This is a genomic window from Paraburkholderia caffeinilytica (genome assembly GCF_051027425.1).
Lineage (GTDB): Bacteria > Pseudomonadota > Gammaproteobacteria > Burkholderiales > Burkholderiaceae > Paraburkholderia > Paraburkholderia caffeinilytica_A.
The window spans coordinates 3,081,768-3,098,580 of the sequence record NZ_CP186552.1; the positions used below are offsets into that span (position 1 = coordinate 3,081,768).

General features: G+C 61.1%; 14 protein-coding genes. 4 read left to right on the forward strand and 10 right to left on the reverse strand.

Annotated elements, in window-relative coordinates; translation table 11 throughout:
- Nucleotides 1-36: 36 nt before the first annotated feature.
- Nucleotides 37-1,470, reverse strand: coding sequence for a PLP-dependent aminotransferase family protein (locus tag ACOSV0_RS13525; protein ID WP_434106660.1), 1,434 nt, complete (start codon nucleotides 1,468-1,470; stop codon nucleotides 37-39).
- A 169-nt stretch (nucleotides 1,471-1,639) separates the two neighbouring features.
- On the opposite strand from ACOSV0_RS13525, the gene ACOSV0_RS13530 reads away from it, so the two are divergent.
- The gene (locus ACOSV0_RS13530; RefSeq protein WP_434106661.1) at nucleotides 1,640-3,964 is read left to right on the forward strand and encodes an FdhF/YdeP family oxidoreductase; all 2,325 of its coding nucleotides are present in this window, start codon (nucleotides 1,640-1,642) and stop codon (nucleotides 3,962-3,964) included.
- A gap of 64 nt (nucleotides 3,965-4,028) precedes the next feature.
- Here ACOSV0_RS13530 and ACOSV0_RS13535 read toward each other — a convergent pair whose 3' ends face one another.
- From ACOSV0_RS13535 to ACOSV0_RS13555, 5 genes are all read right to left on the reverse strand, one after another.
- A complete protein-coding gene (locus tag ACOSV0_RS13535) occupies nucleotides 4,029-4,532 on the reverse strand; it encodes a YgjP-like metallopeptidase domain-containing protein (RefSeq protein ID WP_434106662.1) in 504 nt (167 codons plus the stop codon).
- 78 nt (nucleotides 4,533-4,610) lie between these two features.
- A complete protein-coding gene (locus ACOSV0_RS13540) occupies nucleotides 4,611-5,255 on the reverse strand; it encodes a hypothetical protein (RefSeq protein ID WP_434106663.1) in 645 nt (214 codons plus the stop codon).
- 106 nt (nucleotides 5,256-5,361) lie between these two features.
- Nucleotides 5,362-5,823, reverse strand: a complete 462-nt coding sequence (locus tag ACOSV0_RS13545) for a universal stress protein (protein WP_434106664.1) — start codon at nucleotides 5,821-5,823, stop codon at nucleotides 5,362-5,364.
- A gap of 240 nt (nucleotides 5,824-6,063) precedes the next feature.
- Entirely contained in the window at nucleotides 6,064-7,854 is a 1,791-nt protein-coding gene (locus tag ACOSV0_RS13550; protein ID WP_434106665.1) for a chloride channel protein, read from the reverse strand.
- Nucleotides 7,855-8,234: 380 nt separating this feature from the next.
- Nucleotides 8,235-8,552 (reverse strand): DUF1840 domain-containing protein, encoded by a 318-nt coding sequence (locus ACOSV0_RS13555; protein ID WP_434110274.1) that lies wholly within the window; start codon nucleotides 8,550-8,552, stop codon nucleotides 8,235-8,237.
- A gap of 313 nt (nucleotides 8,553-8,865) precedes the next feature.
- On the opposite strand from ACOSV0_RS13555, the gene ACOSV0_RS13560 reads away from it, so the two are divergent.
- The 3 genes from ACOSV0_RS13560 (at nucleotide 8,866) to ACOSV0_RS13570 (ending at nucleotide 12,350) form a co-directional block, all read left to right on the forward strand.
- Entirely contained in the window at nucleotides 8,866-10,035 is a 1,170-nt protein-coding gene (locus ACOSV0_RS13560; protein WP_434106666.1) for an HPP family protein, read from the forward strand.
- A gap of 99 nt (nucleotides 10,036-10,134) precedes the next feature.
- Nucleotides 10,135-10,551, forward strand: a complete 417-nt coding sequence (locus tag ACOSV0_RS13565; RefSeq protein WP_434106667.1) for a MarR family winged helix-turn-helix transcriptional regulator — start codon at nucleotides 10,135-10,137, stop codon at nucleotides 10,549-10,551.
- Between the two features lie 2 nt (nucleotides 10,552-10,553).
- The gene (locus ACOSV0_RS13570; RefSeq protein WP_434106668.1) at nucleotides 10,554-12,350 is read left to right on the forward strand and encodes a chloride channel protein; all 1,797 of its coding nucleotides are present in this window, start codon (nucleotides 10,554-10,556) and stop codon (nucleotides 12,348-12,350) included.
- Between the two features lie 73 nt (nucleotides 12,351-12,423).
- Here ACOSV0_RS13570 and ACOSV0_RS13575 read toward each other — a convergent pair whose 3' ends face one another.
- From ACOSV0_RS13575 to ACOSV0_RS13590, 4 genes are all read right to left on the reverse strand, one after another.
- Entirely contained in the window at nucleotides 12,424-12,651 is a 228-nt protein-coding gene (locus tag ACOSV0_RS13575) for a hypothetical protein (protein WP_434106669.1), read from the reverse strand.
- A 480-nt stretch (nucleotides 12,652-13,131) separates the two neighbouring features.
- Complete coding sequence (locus tag ACOSV0_RS13580) at nucleotides 13,132-14,220, reverse strand: porin (protein ID WP_434110276.1); 1,089 nt, start codon at nucleotides 14,218-14,220, stop codon at nucleotides 13,132-13,134.
- 117 nt (nucleotides 14,221-14,337) lie between these two features.
- Complete coding sequence (locus tag ACOSV0_RS13585) at nucleotides 14,338-15,639, reverse strand: dicarboxylate/amino acid:cation symporter (RefSeq protein ID WP_434106670.1); 1,302 nt, start codon at nucleotides 15,637-15,639, stop codon at nucleotides 14,338-14,340.
- Nucleotides 15,640-15,851: 212 nt separating this feature from the next.
- The gene (locus ACOSV0_RS13590) at nucleotides 15,852-16,715 is read right to left on the reverse strand and encodes an amidohydrolase family protein (RefSeq protein ID WP_434106671.1); all 864 of its coding nucleotides are present in this window, start codon (nucleotides 16,713-16,715) and stop codon (nucleotides 15,852-15,854) included.
- Nucleotides 16,716-16,813: the final 98 nt, after the last annotated feature.

Below are 16,813 nucleotides of genomic sequence, written 5' to 3' on the forward strand. Positions count from 1 at the left end.
CTATGCCCTGCCAGGCTGCCAAGCTATCACGCGCTATCAGGCCATATGCGCCACCAGTTCGCCCAGCGTCTTCAAAGCCGCTTCGGTCTGCGCGGTCCACGGATAACTGTAATTGAGCCGGATGAAGTGGCGAAAGTCGTCGCGCATCGAAAACATCATGCCCGGCCCGATCGTGATGCTGCGCGCGAGCGCCGCCTCATAGAGCCGCATCGAATCGACATGTTCAGGCAACTCCACCCACAGCACGTAACCGCCTTGCGGCGTCGACATGCGCGTGCCCGCCGGAAAAAACCGCTGCACCATCGCCATCATGATGCTCGCCTGCTGCCGGTAGACCTTGCGCACGTGCCGCAGATGCCGGTCGTAGCCGTCCTGCCTCAGGTAATCGGCGACGGCGACTTGCGGCACTGAGGGCGTGGTCAGCGTGTTGAGAAACTTCAGCTTCTCGACCTGTGCGCGGTAGCGTCCCGGCATCGCCCAGCCGATCCGGTACGACGCGGTCAGACTCTTCGAAAACGACGCGCAATGCAGCACCAGCCCCTTAGTGTCGAAGTTCTTCAAGGTCGACGGCCGCGCCTCGCCGAAGTACAGCTCCTGATAGACATCGTTCTCGATGACGGGAATCTCGTGCGCGGCGAGCAACGCGACCAGTTGCTGCTTGCGCGCGTCCGGCATCTGGAAGCCGAGCGGATTCTGGAAGTTCGGCATCACCATGCACGCGGCGATCTTCTGCCTTGCGATGACCTGGGCCAACGCCTCGATATCGATACCGTGGACCGGATGCGTCGCCACTTCGATGGCGCGCATGCCGAGACGCTCGATGGCGTGCAGCATCGCGTAGTAAGTCGGCGATTCGACGGCGACGGTATCGCCCGGTCGGGCGACCGCCTGCAAGCTGAGGTTGATCGCCTCGGTCGCGCCGAGCGTGATGACGATTTCCTCGGGATCCACAGGCACACCGTTCTCGGCATAGCGCCGCGCGATCTGGCGGATCAGCTCGGGATTGCCGGGCGGCAAGTCGTCGATCAGGTTCCAGCTCGCGTGGCGCCGGGCAATCGCGTTCGCGTACTGGTTGATGCGCCGCCACGGGAACAGCGACGGATCGGGATACGGCGAGCCGAGCGGCACGGCGTCGCGCGCCCGGATGCTTCGCAGGGTGGACAGCACGAGGCGGCTCACGTCGACCGTGGCGGCCACCGGCGGTACCTGGGGCGCCGGCTGGCGGCTCAGACGCGGCTCCTCGAGTGCCGCCGCCGTCGCCAGCGCGTCGCGCACGAAATACCCCGACTGCGGACGGGTCTCGACGATCCCGCGGCTTTCCAGCAGCGCGTACGCGTGCAACACGGTTTTGATACTGACGCCGTGCTGCTGGCTTGCCTGCCGCACCGACGGAATCCGCTCGCCCGCCGCGAACACGCCGCGGCGCACGGCTTCGGTCATTTCATCGGCGAGTTTTTCGTACAGTTTCAAGGACCTGGCTCAAACGAATGCGTGGGCGGACCGTCAGTCTATGACAGATATCCCGCAACTGTACTCCTCCGCTTTCCGATTTTCTGTATGCTGCACTGCACTTGGAACACAGTAGGCTTCCATGCATCGGCCTAAAAGCCTCGTCCAAGCCACGCCCAGCAGCAAGATCATGAAGAAACCCGACGCTCGCATCGAACCGTATACGCACCCCGCCGCCGGCTGGGGTGCGCTGAAATACGTCGCCATCAACCTGCTCAAGGAAAAGGTGACGGGCGGCGACTACCGCATGCTGCTCAAACAGAACCAGCCGGACGGCTTCGACTGCCCGGGTTGCGCGTGGCCGGATCGCGAGCATGCGTCCACTTTCGAGTTCTGCGAAAACGGCGTCAAGGCCGTCGCCGCCGAAGCGACCAGCAAGCGCGTCACGCCGGCCTTCTTCGAGCAACACACGGTTGAAGAACTGATGGCGCAGTCGGATTTCGAGCTGGAACAACACGGCCGCCTGACCGACCCGCTCGTCTACGACGCCGTGCGCGACCGCTACGTGCCGATCGGCTGGGACGAAGCCTTCGACCTGATCGCCGATCACCTGAAGCGACTCGACAATCCCGACAGCGCCGCCTTCTACACCTCGGGCCGCGCCAGCAACGAAGCCGCGTTCCTGTATCAGTTGTTCGTGCGCATGGTCGGCACCAACAATTTCCCCGATTGCTCGAACATGTGCCACGAAGCGACCAGCCGCGGCTTGCCGCATACGGTCGGCATCGGCAAGGGCACAGTCACGCTCGACGATTTCGAACACGCCGACACGCTCCTGATCTTCGGCCAGAATCCGGCGACCAACCATCCGCGCATGCTCGGCGAACTGCGTGAATGCGCGAAGCGCGGCGCGACCATTGTGTCGATCAACCCGCTGAAGGAACGCGGCCTCGAACGCTTCGCCAGCCCGCAGCATCCGGTGGAAATGATCACGATGGGCAGCACGAAGATCAGCTCCGTGTTCATCCGGCCGAAAGTCGGCGGCGATTTTGCGCTGATCAAGGGCGTCGCCAAACGCGTGATCGAACTCGACGACGAAGCGTTGGCCTCCGGTCTGGAACGCGTGCTCGACGTCGCGTTCATCGCCGGACACACGGTCGGTTTCGACGCATTCGCCGACGATTTGCGTGCCGAAAGCTGGGACACGATCGTCGCCGAATCGGGTGTGCCGTTCGAAGACGTGTTGAAGCTCGCCGACATCTACGTGAAGGGCCGCGCGGTGATTTCGACGTGGGGCATGGGCCTCACGCAGCACAAGAATTCGGTGCCGACGGTACAGATCCTGTCGAACTTGATGATGATGCGCGGCAATATCGGCCGCCGCGGTGCGGGCCTGTGCCCGGTGCGCGGGCACTCGAATGTGCAGGGCGACCGTACCGTCGGTATCGAAGAAAGGCCGACTCAGGCGTTTCTCGACCGGCTCGGCGAAGTCTATGATTTCGAGCCGCCGCGCGAGCACGGCCTCGACGTCGTCAACACGATTCAGGCGATGCTCGACGGCAAGGTGAAGGTGTTCATCGGCCTCGGCGGCAACTTCTCGATCGCGACGCCGGACACGCCGCGCACGTGGGAAGCGATGCGCTCGTGCGAGCTGACCGTACACATCACGACCAAACTGAACCGCAGCCATCTCATACACGGACGCGACGCGCTGATTCTGCCGACGCTCGGACGCACCGAGATCGATTTGCAGAATGGTGTGGCGCAAGGCGTCAGCGTCGAGGATTCGATGAGCATGGTGCACATCTCGTACGGCATGAACAAGCCGGCCTCGGAGAATCTGCTGTCGGAGATTGCGATCGTCGCGCGCATGGCGCACGCCACGCTCGGCAGCAGCAAGGTCGATTGGCTCGCTCAGGCCGCCGACTACGCGTTGATTCGCGACGGCATCGCGAAAGTGATCGACGGCTTCCACGATTACAACGAGCGCCTGAAGCACCCGGGCGGTTTTCATCTCGGCGTGGCGTCGCGCGAGCGGATCTGGAAAACGCCGAGCGGTAAGGCGCAATTCCTGGTGCATGCCATCGACGTCGACACGCCGATTCATCAGGCACGCGCGGAGCATGGCGAGCGGCTGATGACCTTGATGACGACGCGTTCACACGACCAGTACAACACGACGATCTACGGCCTCGACGACCGCTATCGCGGTGTGTACGGGCAGCGGCGCGTGCTGTTCGCCAACAAGGACGATCTCGCGATGCTCGGCTTCGCAGCGGGCCAGCGCGTGGATATCACGAGCGTGTGGGCCGATGGGATCGAGCGTCACGCGGCCGGGTTCCTGCTGGTGGAGTACGACATTCCGCGCGGATGCCTCGGCGCGTACTATCCGGAGACGAATCCGCTGGTGCCGCTCTCTTCGGTCGCCGATGGCGCGGGGACGCCGACTTCGAAATCGATTCCGGTGCTGTTGAAGGCATCGGCGGTGGAGACGGTTGAGGCGGTTGCCGCCTGAGAGGTGCAGGCTGCTTGCTCAGGTGCCGGGTTCGGGATCACACCTGAATCCCGGCGCCCCGCATTCAGGTCTGGTTCTTCTTCAGATCGCGGTACGTCAGATGCAAACGCAGATCGAATTCGATCTGATGGTAGCCCGGTTGCATGAATTCGCAGAGGCGGTAGAACGCCTTGTTATGGTCGCTTTCTTTCAGATGGGCGAGTTCATGTACAACGATCATTTTCAGAAATTCCGGCGCGGCGTCCTTGAATAGCGAGGCGATGCGGATTTCTTTCTTTGCCTTCAGCTTGCCGCCTTGCACGCGCGAGATGCTCGTGTGAAGACCAAGTGCATGACGCACGACGTCGAGCTTGCTGTCGTAGGTGACCTTGTCGATCGCGGCGCCCGTGCGAAGGTGTTCACGTTTCAACTCCGCGCAGTACTCATACAGTGCCCGGTCCGTTTGCACGGCGTGCGTACCAGGGTACCGCTTCGCCAGGTAAGGGCCTAATTGCTCGTCGACGATCAGCTTCCTGACCTTTTCCTGTAGCGCCGAAGGATAGCCGGTCAGGTATTTCAGGTGTTGCATGGTGATGTTCTTTGCTATTGGCGACGGCATGGCTTGCATGCCTCGCGGCCGGAAAAGCAGATGCGCGATGGACCGGATTCAACTGAGGTTGGCTTCGCAATCCGTCCACAGCCGCAGTGGATCACGGTGGCCAGGATACTGCCTGTCGAGCCACGCCGACAGTCTGGCCCAATCAGGGTGGTTTGTTCCGGTCTGAGCAGACCAGATCGACGACCGCTCAAGAATGTGCCCGTTCTCGCGATCGCGGACCACCAGACTGCCGAGACCGCTCGAGCTGTTCTCCTGCGATTCGACCCGATACCGCGGCAACAGTCTCACTTCGGCATCCCCGGCCCAGCCGTACACGGCCCGGACCACGCCGCTCGCGTCCTTCAACTCGACGGCCCCGCTTGCCGGCCGAACGGCCGCCCAGCCTTCGGGAAATTCCGCGACGACCTCGCTGCCGCTTTCCCTGACCCATTTCACGTGCCAGGCCTGCTCCATCGCTTCGCGTAAGCGTGACAGCGACTCATATCCCGGCGGCAACTCGATTGCGATGGGCAACGTGACGAGATTGTCTTTCCAGAGCGAGGCCTCGTCGCGATCGCGCCGAACGATTGCCTCAGGTACCTCTCCCCCAAACGGGTTATCGGGGCGGCTCGCAAGATGGGCGCCGCTTTGCTGCAGGCCGGGGAAAAGATTGTCCGCATCCCGACGCGTCAGTTTTGGTTTTCCGTTTTTCATGGGTCTCTCCGCTGAAAGGCACTCTCAAGAACGACCAATTTACATTAATCGTGAGCTTGGGGTAGCTCTTTCACCGGCAGAAGTTCTTTCGGCCGACGCTCAACGTCTACGCGATCGATCCGATACCATCGTCTTTCGGGCACATTGCAACAAGCACGCTGCAACTCACCTTGTCCAGCAGCCGCCCGTCGTTTTTGCCGGCCCACCAGCGCGCCAACCGGCTGGCGTGGCGATGGCCCACCACGATGAGATCAACGTTCAGATCTTTTGCAAAGAGCGGAATCTGATCCAACGGCTCCCCCACAACGAAGTGTCCGGTTGCCTGGATTCCACGCGCTGCGAGCTTCTTCAACCCTTCCTGAAGCAGATCTTTGGCTGCGTTGCTCACCACGTCGAAGGGCACAGCAGATGTGATATCCGCACCCTGTATCCACGAAGCGTTGTTCAGAATGGAAAGAACGTGGGTTTCCGCTCTGAGCACTTCGACTAGCGCGGCCGCCTCTCCAAGCGCCCGCTGGCCTTCACGGGTTGCGTCATAACAAAGAAGCACACGGCTGAAGCTCGACATGTCATCACCTCCTCTTCCGGCTGTGGTGATCCTGGAACTAATCCGGCTACGCCCGCTCCGTCTCACCCAGGCTGGCGATCATCCATTCATGGGCGACTCGCCTATTGCTTCATTATATGTCACCTCATGATACAAATAGATCGACTGCCGAAGGGTCTGTCACACCGGCAACGTCAGCAAAGCGGGAGCGCTCAATCTCGGGCGCAGCATGCGCTACCGGGACCGTAACGGAGCCGAGGTTCAACGTGGTGGCGCGCGGTCCTCGACCGGCGCCGCCCGCTTACCGCGCGTCAGCGATACGCTCCGGAACTGCTCGCGTTCGCGTTCCTCGTTGAAGATCGACAGCGACGGTTTGACCAGATCATGTCGAGACACAACGCCGATCAATCGATACGTCTTTTCATCCGCGACGACCGGCACGCGATCGAGCGAACGGACCGCGAGACGTGCCGCGACATGCCGACATGTCTCATCCGGCAGTGCGATTTCAGGGCGCTCGTCACCGAACAGGTCGGCAACGCGCATTGCCCCGCCCTCACCGTCCATCGCGATGCCTAGCATCCGCCGATCAACCATGCCGACCAGCGCGCCATCTCGCACGACCGGATAGGCGCGATGCACCTGTTGCGGGCCAAAATGTTGTTCGAGGGCGTCGGCGACGCTTGTGTCCGCATCGATGGTCTTCACGTCCGTCGTCATTACTTCGTCGACGTGATGCCGTTCAAGCGGGTCAATGCCGTATTCGCGGTAGATGTGATAACCGCGCCTCGCGATTTTCTCCGTCAAAATCGAACGGCGCATGAATAGCACCGTAAATCCGTACGAAACCGCCGCGGAGGTCAGAAGTGGCAGCAACGCGTTTGCGTCGTGCGTCAGTTCGAACGCGAATACCACCGCCATGATCGGCGCGCGCATCATGCCGCCGAGTGCCGCCGCCATGAATACAAGCGGCCACACGGCCGGGTCGCCACCTGGCATGAACGGACCGAGCACCGCGCCCACGCCCGCGCCCATCATCAGCAATGGAGCGAGAACACCGCCGGACGTGCCCGAACCCAGCGCGATCACCCAGATCACCGCCTTGACCAGCACGATCGCGAGTACGACGCTAAGCGTGAGGTGATTCAGCAACAGATCGCCGATCACGTCATAGCCGACACCGAGGGCGCGCGGCTGAAAGTAGCCACCGATGCCGACCGCCACGCCGCCGAGCGCCGGCCACCACATCCAGTGGAACGGCAACCGCGCGAAGGTGTCTTCAACCTTGTAGAGCCAACTCGACAGCGCCCACGAAAGCGCACCGGTAATAAGCCCGGCAATCGCGCAGGAAGCGAGTCCAAGCGGTCCGAGCGGCAGCGTTTGCAGCGGAAACAACGGACCGCTGCCCATCAGCAGCGGGCGACCGAATCCTGCAACGGCACACGAGACAGCGACCGGCAGCAGGCTGCGTGGCCGCAGTTCGAACAGCAGCAATTCCACCGCCAGCAACACCGCGGCCACAGGTGTGCCGAACACTGCGGTCATGCCGGCGACCGCGCCCGCGACCAGCAGCGTCTTACGTTCCCCGCTGGACAGATGAAAAAACTGTGCAATCAGCGAGCCGATAGCGCCGCCGGTCATGATGATCGGCCCCTCGGCGCCGAACGGTCCCCCGCTGCCGATCGCGATAGCGGAAGCCAGTGGCTTGAGCACGGCCACGGTAGGCGACATCTTGCTCTTGCCAAACAGGATGGCCTCGATGGCTTCGGGAATACCGTGTCCGCGAATCTGCTCCGAACCGAAGCGCGCGATCAACCCGACGATCAGACCGCCGATCACCGGCACGACGATAACCCACAAACCCAGCGTGTTGACCGCCGGCGAGTGGTTCTCGATCGAGACCGTCTGGAAGAAAAACAGGTTCGTGAAAAAACGGATCAGGTGCAGCAGAAAGTCTGCCGCCAGCGTACTCAGGATGCCGACCACGGCTGCGATGGCGGTGATCCGCAATAACCGGGTATCGGTGGCGAAATCGCCTTTGGAAGCATTCACGTGCACGTTGGATCCCGACAGTCGAATGGAGAAAAGCAGAAATGCCGCCCGCTGCACAGCGGCCTGAAGATCTAATATTGCATCATTTTGTGATGTAATGTGCGAGCGACTGTCTTCTTGTCGCGTGAACCAGCCAGGACCTCGCGACGGCACTTGCTCATCCGTGCAAAATCCCGTATATAGATCATGTTGTGATATATAATCGAAACGAAGCGATGGCTTGGAGATGAGCCAACCGGATACGCTGCACCTCGCACGGTGGCATGCGCGGCTGCTCGATCGGGTGCCGTGCGACGTGTTGTTCGAAGTCGCGCGTTGACGCGCAGGGGCGGCACGAGCGGCGCGCGACCCTACGAGCACTCAACTCATGCACGTAGCGGCTACAGTCCCCAGATGATGTCCGCGTCTGTTTTGCGCGCCGCTCGCATCATGTCCAGAAATGGCCACGCGCGCTGTGAAAGTCCGTTGCCCGTGTCGCGCCGGTTGCCGGGGGAGCACTGCAACGTCTCAAGGGCAATTTCAGCCTTCGCTTCGTCCGCGATCGCCGCTTCCAGGCGGCTGATTGCGCCGGGTAGTTCGTCGTGCATGATCACCCCGCGGGTGTCGAGCCGCTTGCCGATCAATCCCAGAAGATATTGCGCAAGATCCCGCAGCATCAAAACATCCGGCGATGCAGTCGATTGAAAAGTGATCATCATGATGGCCCCTCCCTTATAGAGTGAATCGCAGTCGAACTGGCTCCACTCACACAATGGTTGTGCAATCATTTTACATCACAACGTGAGTAATTTTGATAACTGCCGGCTTTTTTGAAGGCTCGGTGCATACCAACCGTACGGGCACGCTACAGGCGTGCACTCAATGGTTTCACATGGACAGCAAGCGGCGAAATCGCGAGGTTATATCACAATGCAATATAATCACGACGATTGTTTATTTCGTTGCGCGAGGGTTCACCCTTAAGGTCATGGCCTCGCGATTGACTTCATGCAACCTTTCCCCGGTCAGATCTTGTCCCGTTCCAACACGCTCAACTGGATTTCCAGCTTTATCCCCGCCCCAATAGCCGTTAAATGGCAGGAGCGCTGGCGATCCTGCCTCGGTGCACTGCTCGGCATCGCGTTCACGGGCGGCTCAATGCATCTTCTGCTCGGGTCCACGGCGAACATTCCGCTTCTCGTCGCGCCAATGGGCGCATCCGCGGTATTGCTGTTTGCCGTGCCGGCCAGTCCGCTTGCGCAGCCGTGGTCCATCATCGGCGGTAATCTCGTTTCTGCAACGATTGGCGTGACCTGCGCAAGCCTGATTGCAGACCCGATCCTGGCGGCGGCGCTGGCCGTCGCCCTCTCGATCTGCGGCATGTTCGCTCTTCGATGCGTTCACCCGCCTTCGGGTGCCGTCGCGCTGACAGCCGTGCTGGGCGGCCCCGCGGTACACGCGTTGGGCTACGCTTTCGTACTTGAGCCCATTGCCGTGCAATCGGTTGCGTTGCTCTTTGCCGCGATCGTCTATCACGCCGCCACCGGCCACCGCTATCCGCACGCCGCCGGGCGTCAAAACCAGGGAAACGCGGGCACAGCGGCCGACCAGGCGTCGCGCTCGGGCTTCACCCGGGCAGATCTCGAAGCGGTTCTGAAAAGACGCAGCGAAATGCTGGATATCGATCCGGACGACCTCGAATCGCTGCTGCGCGAGACACAGCTTCAGGCTTTCTCGCGAACCTTTAACGAACTGATCTGCGCGGACATCATGTCGCGTCACGTCGTGACGGTGGCACCAGACACCCGAGCCGCGGCCGCGTGGGACCTGCTCAAAAGCAACCACGTGAAAGCCCTGCCGGTCACCGATCCGTCGCACAAGCTCGTGGGTATCGTGACCCGCGCGGATCTGATCGATAAGCGAACGTTCGGAAAGCTTTCCACCGTTGCCAGTTACGTCGATGGCTGGCTTCGCCGGGATTCGCTCTCCACGCCAACTGTCGGCTCCGTCATGAGCACCGAAGTCTGCACGGTCGGCGCGGCATCGCCGATTACCGAACTCGTGCCCATGTTCGCGAACTACGGGCATCACCATATTCCGGTGCTCGATGCTGCCGGCCAGGTGGTCGGCATGATTACGCAGGTAGATCTGATCTCCGGCCTGTATCGTCAGACTTTCACGAAGAACAGGCAGGTGGCTTAACAAACGGCGCCCGGCAACACGCAGCAGATACGGCCAATTCACGATAATTTATATCACCATATGATATAATTACCGTTTTTACGTTGGCAGGTATTCCCAATGAAAGAACGGATTCGCGGGCTGCGCAAGGCCGACTTCGAGCAGTTGTCAGAGTTTCGTTACCAGATGCGGCGCTTTGAACGGTTCTCGGAACAGGCCGCCCAAAGCGAGGGCATCACGCCGCTCCAGTATTTGCTGCTGCTGCATATCAAGGGATATCCGGAGCGCGACTGGGCAACCGTCGGCGAACTGGCGGAGCGGCTTCAGGCCCAGCATCACGGTGTCGTCGCCCTGGTATCGCGTTGTGAAGCACTCAGTCTGGTCCGCCGCCAGGTCAGTGAAGCCGACCGCCGTCAGGTTGAGGTTCACCTGGAAAAAGCGGGTGAAAAGGTACTTGCAAAACTGGCGGAACTGCACCGTGCCGAGCTGAAATCGCTCGAAGGTGCTTTCCAGATTCCACAGATCGACTTCGAATAATCATGAGCACAGGTTCTCACAAGCGCGATTTTTCATCCAATGCGCGCCTGCCCGGCATCTTTGTACTCGCTGCATGCATCGGCGCAATCAGCACCCTTGCCGCCTTTGTATTGTTGAATCTGATCCACCTCTTCACCAATCTGTTTTTCTTCGGGAATCTCTCGTTCGAGGATCGCTCGCCCGCCCACAACGCACTCGGCGCCTGGGTCATTCTCGTGCCGGTGGCGGGTGGTTTGATCGTCGGCCTGATGGCGCGGTATGGCTCCGAAAAAATCCGCGGCCATGGCATTCCGGAAGCGATTGAAGCGATCCTGTTTGGAAAGAGCAAGATGTCGCCGAAAATCGCCGTACTCAAACCGCTGTCGTCAGGCATCGTGATCGGCAGCGGCGGCCCATTCGGCGCCGAGGGACCGATCATCATGACGGGCGGCGCACTCGGCTCACTGATCGCACAATGCGTGAAAGTGACCTCGGCGGAGCGCAAAACGCTGCTGGTCGCCGGCGCCGCTGCGGGTATGACCGCGGTGTTCGGCACACCGGTGGCCGCTGTGTTGCTCGCCGTCGAACTGCTGCTGTTCGAATGGCGGCCGCGCAGCTTCCTGCCTGTCGCGCTCGCCTGTGCGGTCGCCGGCTTCGCCCGCGCCGCGTTTTTCGGCACCGGACCGTTGTTCCCGCTGGAGACAGGCGCGCCTGACGGCTGGTCGCTCGTCTCCTGTGTCATTGCCGGACTATTGTCTGGCGCGCTGGCGTCGGGCCTTTCGGCTGCCCTGTACAAGACAGAAGATCTGTTTGGCAAGTTGCCGATTCACTGGATGTGGTGGCCCGCGCTTGGCGGTGTCATCGTCGGCATTGGCGGATTCATCGAGCCACGCGCACTCGGCGTCGGCTACGACGTGATCGGCGATCTGCTTCACCAGAATATCGCCTTGCAGATCGCGCTCGCGTTGCTGGCCGTCAAGGCCGTGATGTGGGTCGTTGCACTCGGTTCGGGAACCTCCGGGGGCGTGCTCGCCCCGTTGCTGATGCTGGGTGCCGGACTCGGAACCGTTCTCGCTCACTTTCTGCCCGGCAATCAACCGGCACTGTGGCCGCTCGTCTGCATGGCCGCTACGCTCGGCGCAACCCTCGGTGCGCCTTTGACAGCGATCGTCTTCGCCTTCGGTCTCACGCACGACAGCAATGCGCTGCTGCCGCTTCTGAGCGCGACGCTCGTTGCACACGGATTCTCGACGGTGGTGATGCGTCGCTCGATCATGACGGAAAAAATCGCGCGCCGCGGCTATCACATCTATCGCGAGTATGGCGTTGACCCGCTGGAGCGCCACTATGTCGACGAGGTCATGACACCCTCGGTCGAATCTATCGACGCCGTCACGACGGTTGCCGATGCACTGGCCACCTACTTCGGCGGCACACAAACGCGCCGCGCTTACCCGGTAGTGCAGGACGGCACGGTGCTCGGCATGATCGACCGGATGTTGCTTCAGCAGCTGTGCCGGGATGACTCGGGACTCAAGGCGAGCTTGAGTCTGGCCGACGTACTGCGGCAACGTCCGCCCGCTTTTGCTTTGCCCGACGAAACCTGCCGGCTCGTTGCGACGCGGCTCGCCGTACATGGTCTGGAACGTTTGCCTGTCGTCGCCGACCGGGAGACGATGCGTCTGGTTGGGATCGTGTCGCGCAGCGATCTGATCAAGCCGTCGCTCAGCCATTTTGAAGAAGAGCATAAGAAGGAGCGCTTCCGGCGCATCACGCCAGCCCTTCGAAAGCGCCGCTTTGCCCCTCGCAAGACAGCCTGAGATAAACGGACCGGCAGAGCCAAAGACCTGCCGCTCCGTCAGAAATCCAATAGGGGTGGTCAGTCCCGGGATATCAATCCGCGTCGGTTACGGGTTCGTAGATGTTGACGAACAGCTGATTTTTCATGGGGAACGGGTTTTCGCCGTGGCTTGTCACAATCCAGTCACCCGGCTCAACTGTCCGCCACCCCTCCAGCGTCAACACACCCCACAGCCCGTCGTGCATTTCAACCGCAGCATGGTCACCCGGCTTGAACCACTGGATTGCATCGACGGTGCAATTTCGTTTTCGAAATTTCATTTCTTTTTGATTTCTCAATGCCGCATCAGTGAAATTCTAGCGTTACGCATACAAGCCGGGTTGGCTAGCACTGTAGAGATTTGTCGAGTTTTGTTCAGCGAACTGCATGGTGGCGTAACAGTGGGGAATCGTCAACTTGCTGGGCAAGCGACGAAACTCGTTCATCGGAACGAGGAAGCGCGTTGATGTCTCGACGGAAAGTGGACTGGAAACTGGCAGCGACGCCACATGGGTCGCGATGAACGTGAAAGCGGCCTCGGAACTCGAGGCGTCACGCTCCGATATTGATGACATCCGGCTTGCAAAGACCGACAAGGAGCTTGCACGATTTAGCCGGACGTGTGTGCGGTCGGCAACGCGAATGAAGCATGAACACGCCTTACAAACGCCCCGGCCGCAAACGTTTCACAAGCACTGCGCCGCTCATGCCAGCGCACAGGCTTCGCTAATCCGCTCTTTCGGCTGCCGGGTCGCCTCGCCTTAAAACGTATGCTGCATGCCGACACCGTAGGTACTGCCCGAAGGATTGGCCGTCAGCTTGTCGTAGGAATAGACCGCGTACACATACGTGCGCTTCGACAACGTATGGTTAAAGGCAATGGAGCCGGTGTTGCGCACATTGCTCTGGTTCGACGGCGCGCTATGCTTCGTGCGCGCCCATTCCGCGAGAATCGTGTTCGACGGCGACAACGGTACGGAAACCCCTAGCTCATACGTATGCGAGCCGGTCTCGACGTTGTTGTTGCTGGTCATCTGCGCAGCCCCATAGAGCTTGACGAGCTTTGCATCGTACGCAGCGCCTGCGAGATAAAGATATTGACCGGTCGACGGCGCAACCGCCGCCGTTCGTACGCGCTGCGCCGAGAACACCGCCGTGAGCGGCCCGTTTGCGTAGGTCAGGTGCAAACCGATGTTGTCCTTCCCCTGTTGACCCGTGGTGCTGCTCACGCCGTAAATCACCGTACCCGTGAGGCCGTTGTAGTTTGGCGAAACGTACTCGACGGCGTTTTGCCAGACCGTGTCGCCGATCTGCGTATTACTATAGCTCGCGGTATACGACTGCACGATCAACGGCGAAAACACCACCGACGAACCGAACGGGTTGACGAGTTGCTGGTTGGAATAAGTCGGGTTGGTCTGCTCCCCCACTTTGAACGTGCCGTAGGCGCCGGTCAGGCCGACATAGGCATTGCGCGAAAACAGACCATCCGTGGTGTTGCGTCCCATCTGCCCCGTGTTCGGCCTGAAAAAACTCTCGAGCGCAAAGATCACTGCGTTGCCGCCACCAAGGTCTTCCCGGCCGCGCATGCCCCAGAACGACGTTGTCATTCCGCCGCCGCCCATCTGCACCGCGCTCGCACGCGTCGTGCTCAGTTTCGAACTGTCGATGTACATGCCGATGAGTCCATAGAGCTGCACGAAAGACGATGGCGTCGCCGCCGCGCCGCTTGCCGCCGATGAATCGTCCGCGTGCGCAACGCCGATTCCATTGACCGCCAACCATGCCGTTGCCACGCAGGCAGCGGTGAGACGTGCTCGCCCGGGCAAGCCGTTTTTCTTTACTGACATCATGTTTTTGTCTCCAGACCAGTTTGTTTTTATGCGCGCGAGCGCTCCCCCGCTGCGTGCACGGACAGTGCACGCAGACAGCGAAATACTCGAGGATTTTTCTCGCCGGCTAGCCCGTCATTCGGCGTGGCGGCGCGACATTTCGGCGTTCAGTTTCGAGCGGTCAAGCTCGTGTTCCCATGCCGACACCACCAATGTGGCGACACCGTTGCCGATGGTGTTGGCAATTGCGAGTCCCGTTCCCATGAAGCGGTGAATGCCGAGGATCAGCACCATTCCGGACACCGGAATAATCGGGAACACCAGCAGCGTCGAGGTCAGCATCACGAAGGCGGCACCCGCCACGCCGCTCGCGCCCTTCGACGTCAACATCGCCACGCCCACGAGCGTGAGCTCCTGTGTCAGGCTGAGCTCGATGTTGAATGCCTGCGCGATGAACAGCACGGCCATCGTCAGGTAAATGTTGGTGCCGTCGAGATTGAACGAATAGCCGGCCGGAATCACAAGACCCACCACCGATTTCGAGCAGCCGAGCCGTTCGAGTTTTTCGAGCATCCGCGGCAGCGCGGCTTCGGACGAACTCGTGCCGAGCACGATCAGGATTTCCTCGCGGATATAGCTCAGAAAACGCAGGATGCTGAAACCCAGCAGGCGAGAAATCACGCCGAGCACCACCAGCACGAAAAAGACGAGCGTCAGATAGAACGTGCCGATCAGCTTCAGCAAAGGCAGGACGGCGCCGATGCCATAGGTGCCGATCGTGAACGCGATCGATCCGAATGCCCCGATCGCCGCGACCTTCATGATGATGTGAACGATGCCGAAGAACGTCTGCGCGAAGCGGTCGATCATGCGAACCAGCGGCCGGCCGTATTCTCCCGTGGCCGCGAGCGCGGCGCCGAACAGCACGGAGACCAGCAGAATCTGCAGGACGTTGCCACTCGAGAATGCGCTGACCACGGTCTCGGGAATGATGTGCATCAGAAACTCGACCGTGTTCTGCTCATGCGCGGCCGTCGCGAATCCGGCGAGCGCTTTGGTGTCGATCGAAGCGGGATTCAGATTGAAGCCGGTGCCGGGATGAAACAGATGGCCGGCGAGCAGCCCGATCACGAGCGACAATGTCGATACGACTTCGAAATACAGCAGCGCCTTGCCGCCTACACGCCCGACCTTCTTGATGTCGCCCATGCCGGCAATGCCGGTGACGACGGTGCAGAAGATGATCGGGCCGATCACCATCTTGACCAGCTTGATGAACGCGTCGCCGAGCGGCTTCATCTGCACGGCGAGCGACGGCGCGAAATGGCCCAGCAGCACGCCGAGAAGGATCGCGAGCAGCACGTGGAAATACAGCGCGCGATAGAAGGGTTTCTTCGCGCTGCGCGCGGGGGATGTCATGACGGCGCTGTCGTTCATGGCGCCGCTCGCGAATGGGCCAAACGAGTCGAACGGGCCGAACGGGCCCCGTGGCAATGCATACCGGTCATTGTTGTCTCCTGATACGAATGGTGGACGGAAAGCCGGCCGATTCCGGATTTCCGCCTGGCTGCCATTCTTGGTGTGGCAGTTCAAAAGTGACGAAAGTGAAGCAAGCGAAATGCGGGAAGCAGGTCAAGCTAACGGTTCGCTCAGAATCCGTAAAGCCGTGCCGGGTTCGTGACGAGCAGTTGCTCGCGCAGCGCCGCGTCCGGGCAGAAGCGGAACAGCAGATCGACCAGCTCGCCGTCATTCGGCATGTCCTTGCTGATGTTCGGATGCGGCCAGTCGGTACCCCACAGCACGCGCTCGGGGGCCGCTTCGATCAGCGCGCGCGCGAATGGAATCGCATCGTCGAACGGACGGCGGCCGGCGGACACGCGCTCGGCACCGCACACCTTGACCCACGCAAGCGGATTGCGCATCAGTTCCAGAAGCTGGCGGAACGGCTGCTGATCGACGCCGGCTTCGGCGCGTACGCGGCCCATGTGGTCGATCACGAACGGCACCTTGATCCGCGCGATCCGCCCGGCGTATTGCAGGATGTCCTGCGCGTCGAGATGCAGCACGACGTGCCAGCCAAGGCCCTCGATCCGTTCGAGCACCCGGTCGAATACGTCGAGATCGGGCGCTCCGCCCAGATGCGCGACGAAATTGAAGCGCACGCCGCGCACGCCGTGCGCGTCGAGGTCGGCCAACTGTTCGTCGCTCACGTCGCCGTCGACGATCGCGACGCCGCGATAGCGCCCCTTGCCGCGTGCGATCGCATCCAGCATCGCCGTGTTGTCCGTGCCATGGCAGCTTGCCTGCACGATCACGCCGCGGCTCGCGCCGAGAAAATCGTGCAACGCGACAAGACGCTCGAACGGGGCGTCAGGCGGCGTGTAGCTGCGGTCCGGCGCATAAGGAAACTGATCGGCGGGGCCGAAGACGTGGCAGTGCGCGTCACATGCTCCGGCGGGAAGTTGCTGGGCGGGTCGAACGGGATGGGGATCGGGAGGCAGGCAGGATTTCATGAAGCGTCGTCTCGATGTCATGCCGCGTGGCGCGGCTTGGTATGGGTTGCATGCATTGTGGCGACGATGGCGGCTCGGTACAATCGCCATATTGAACT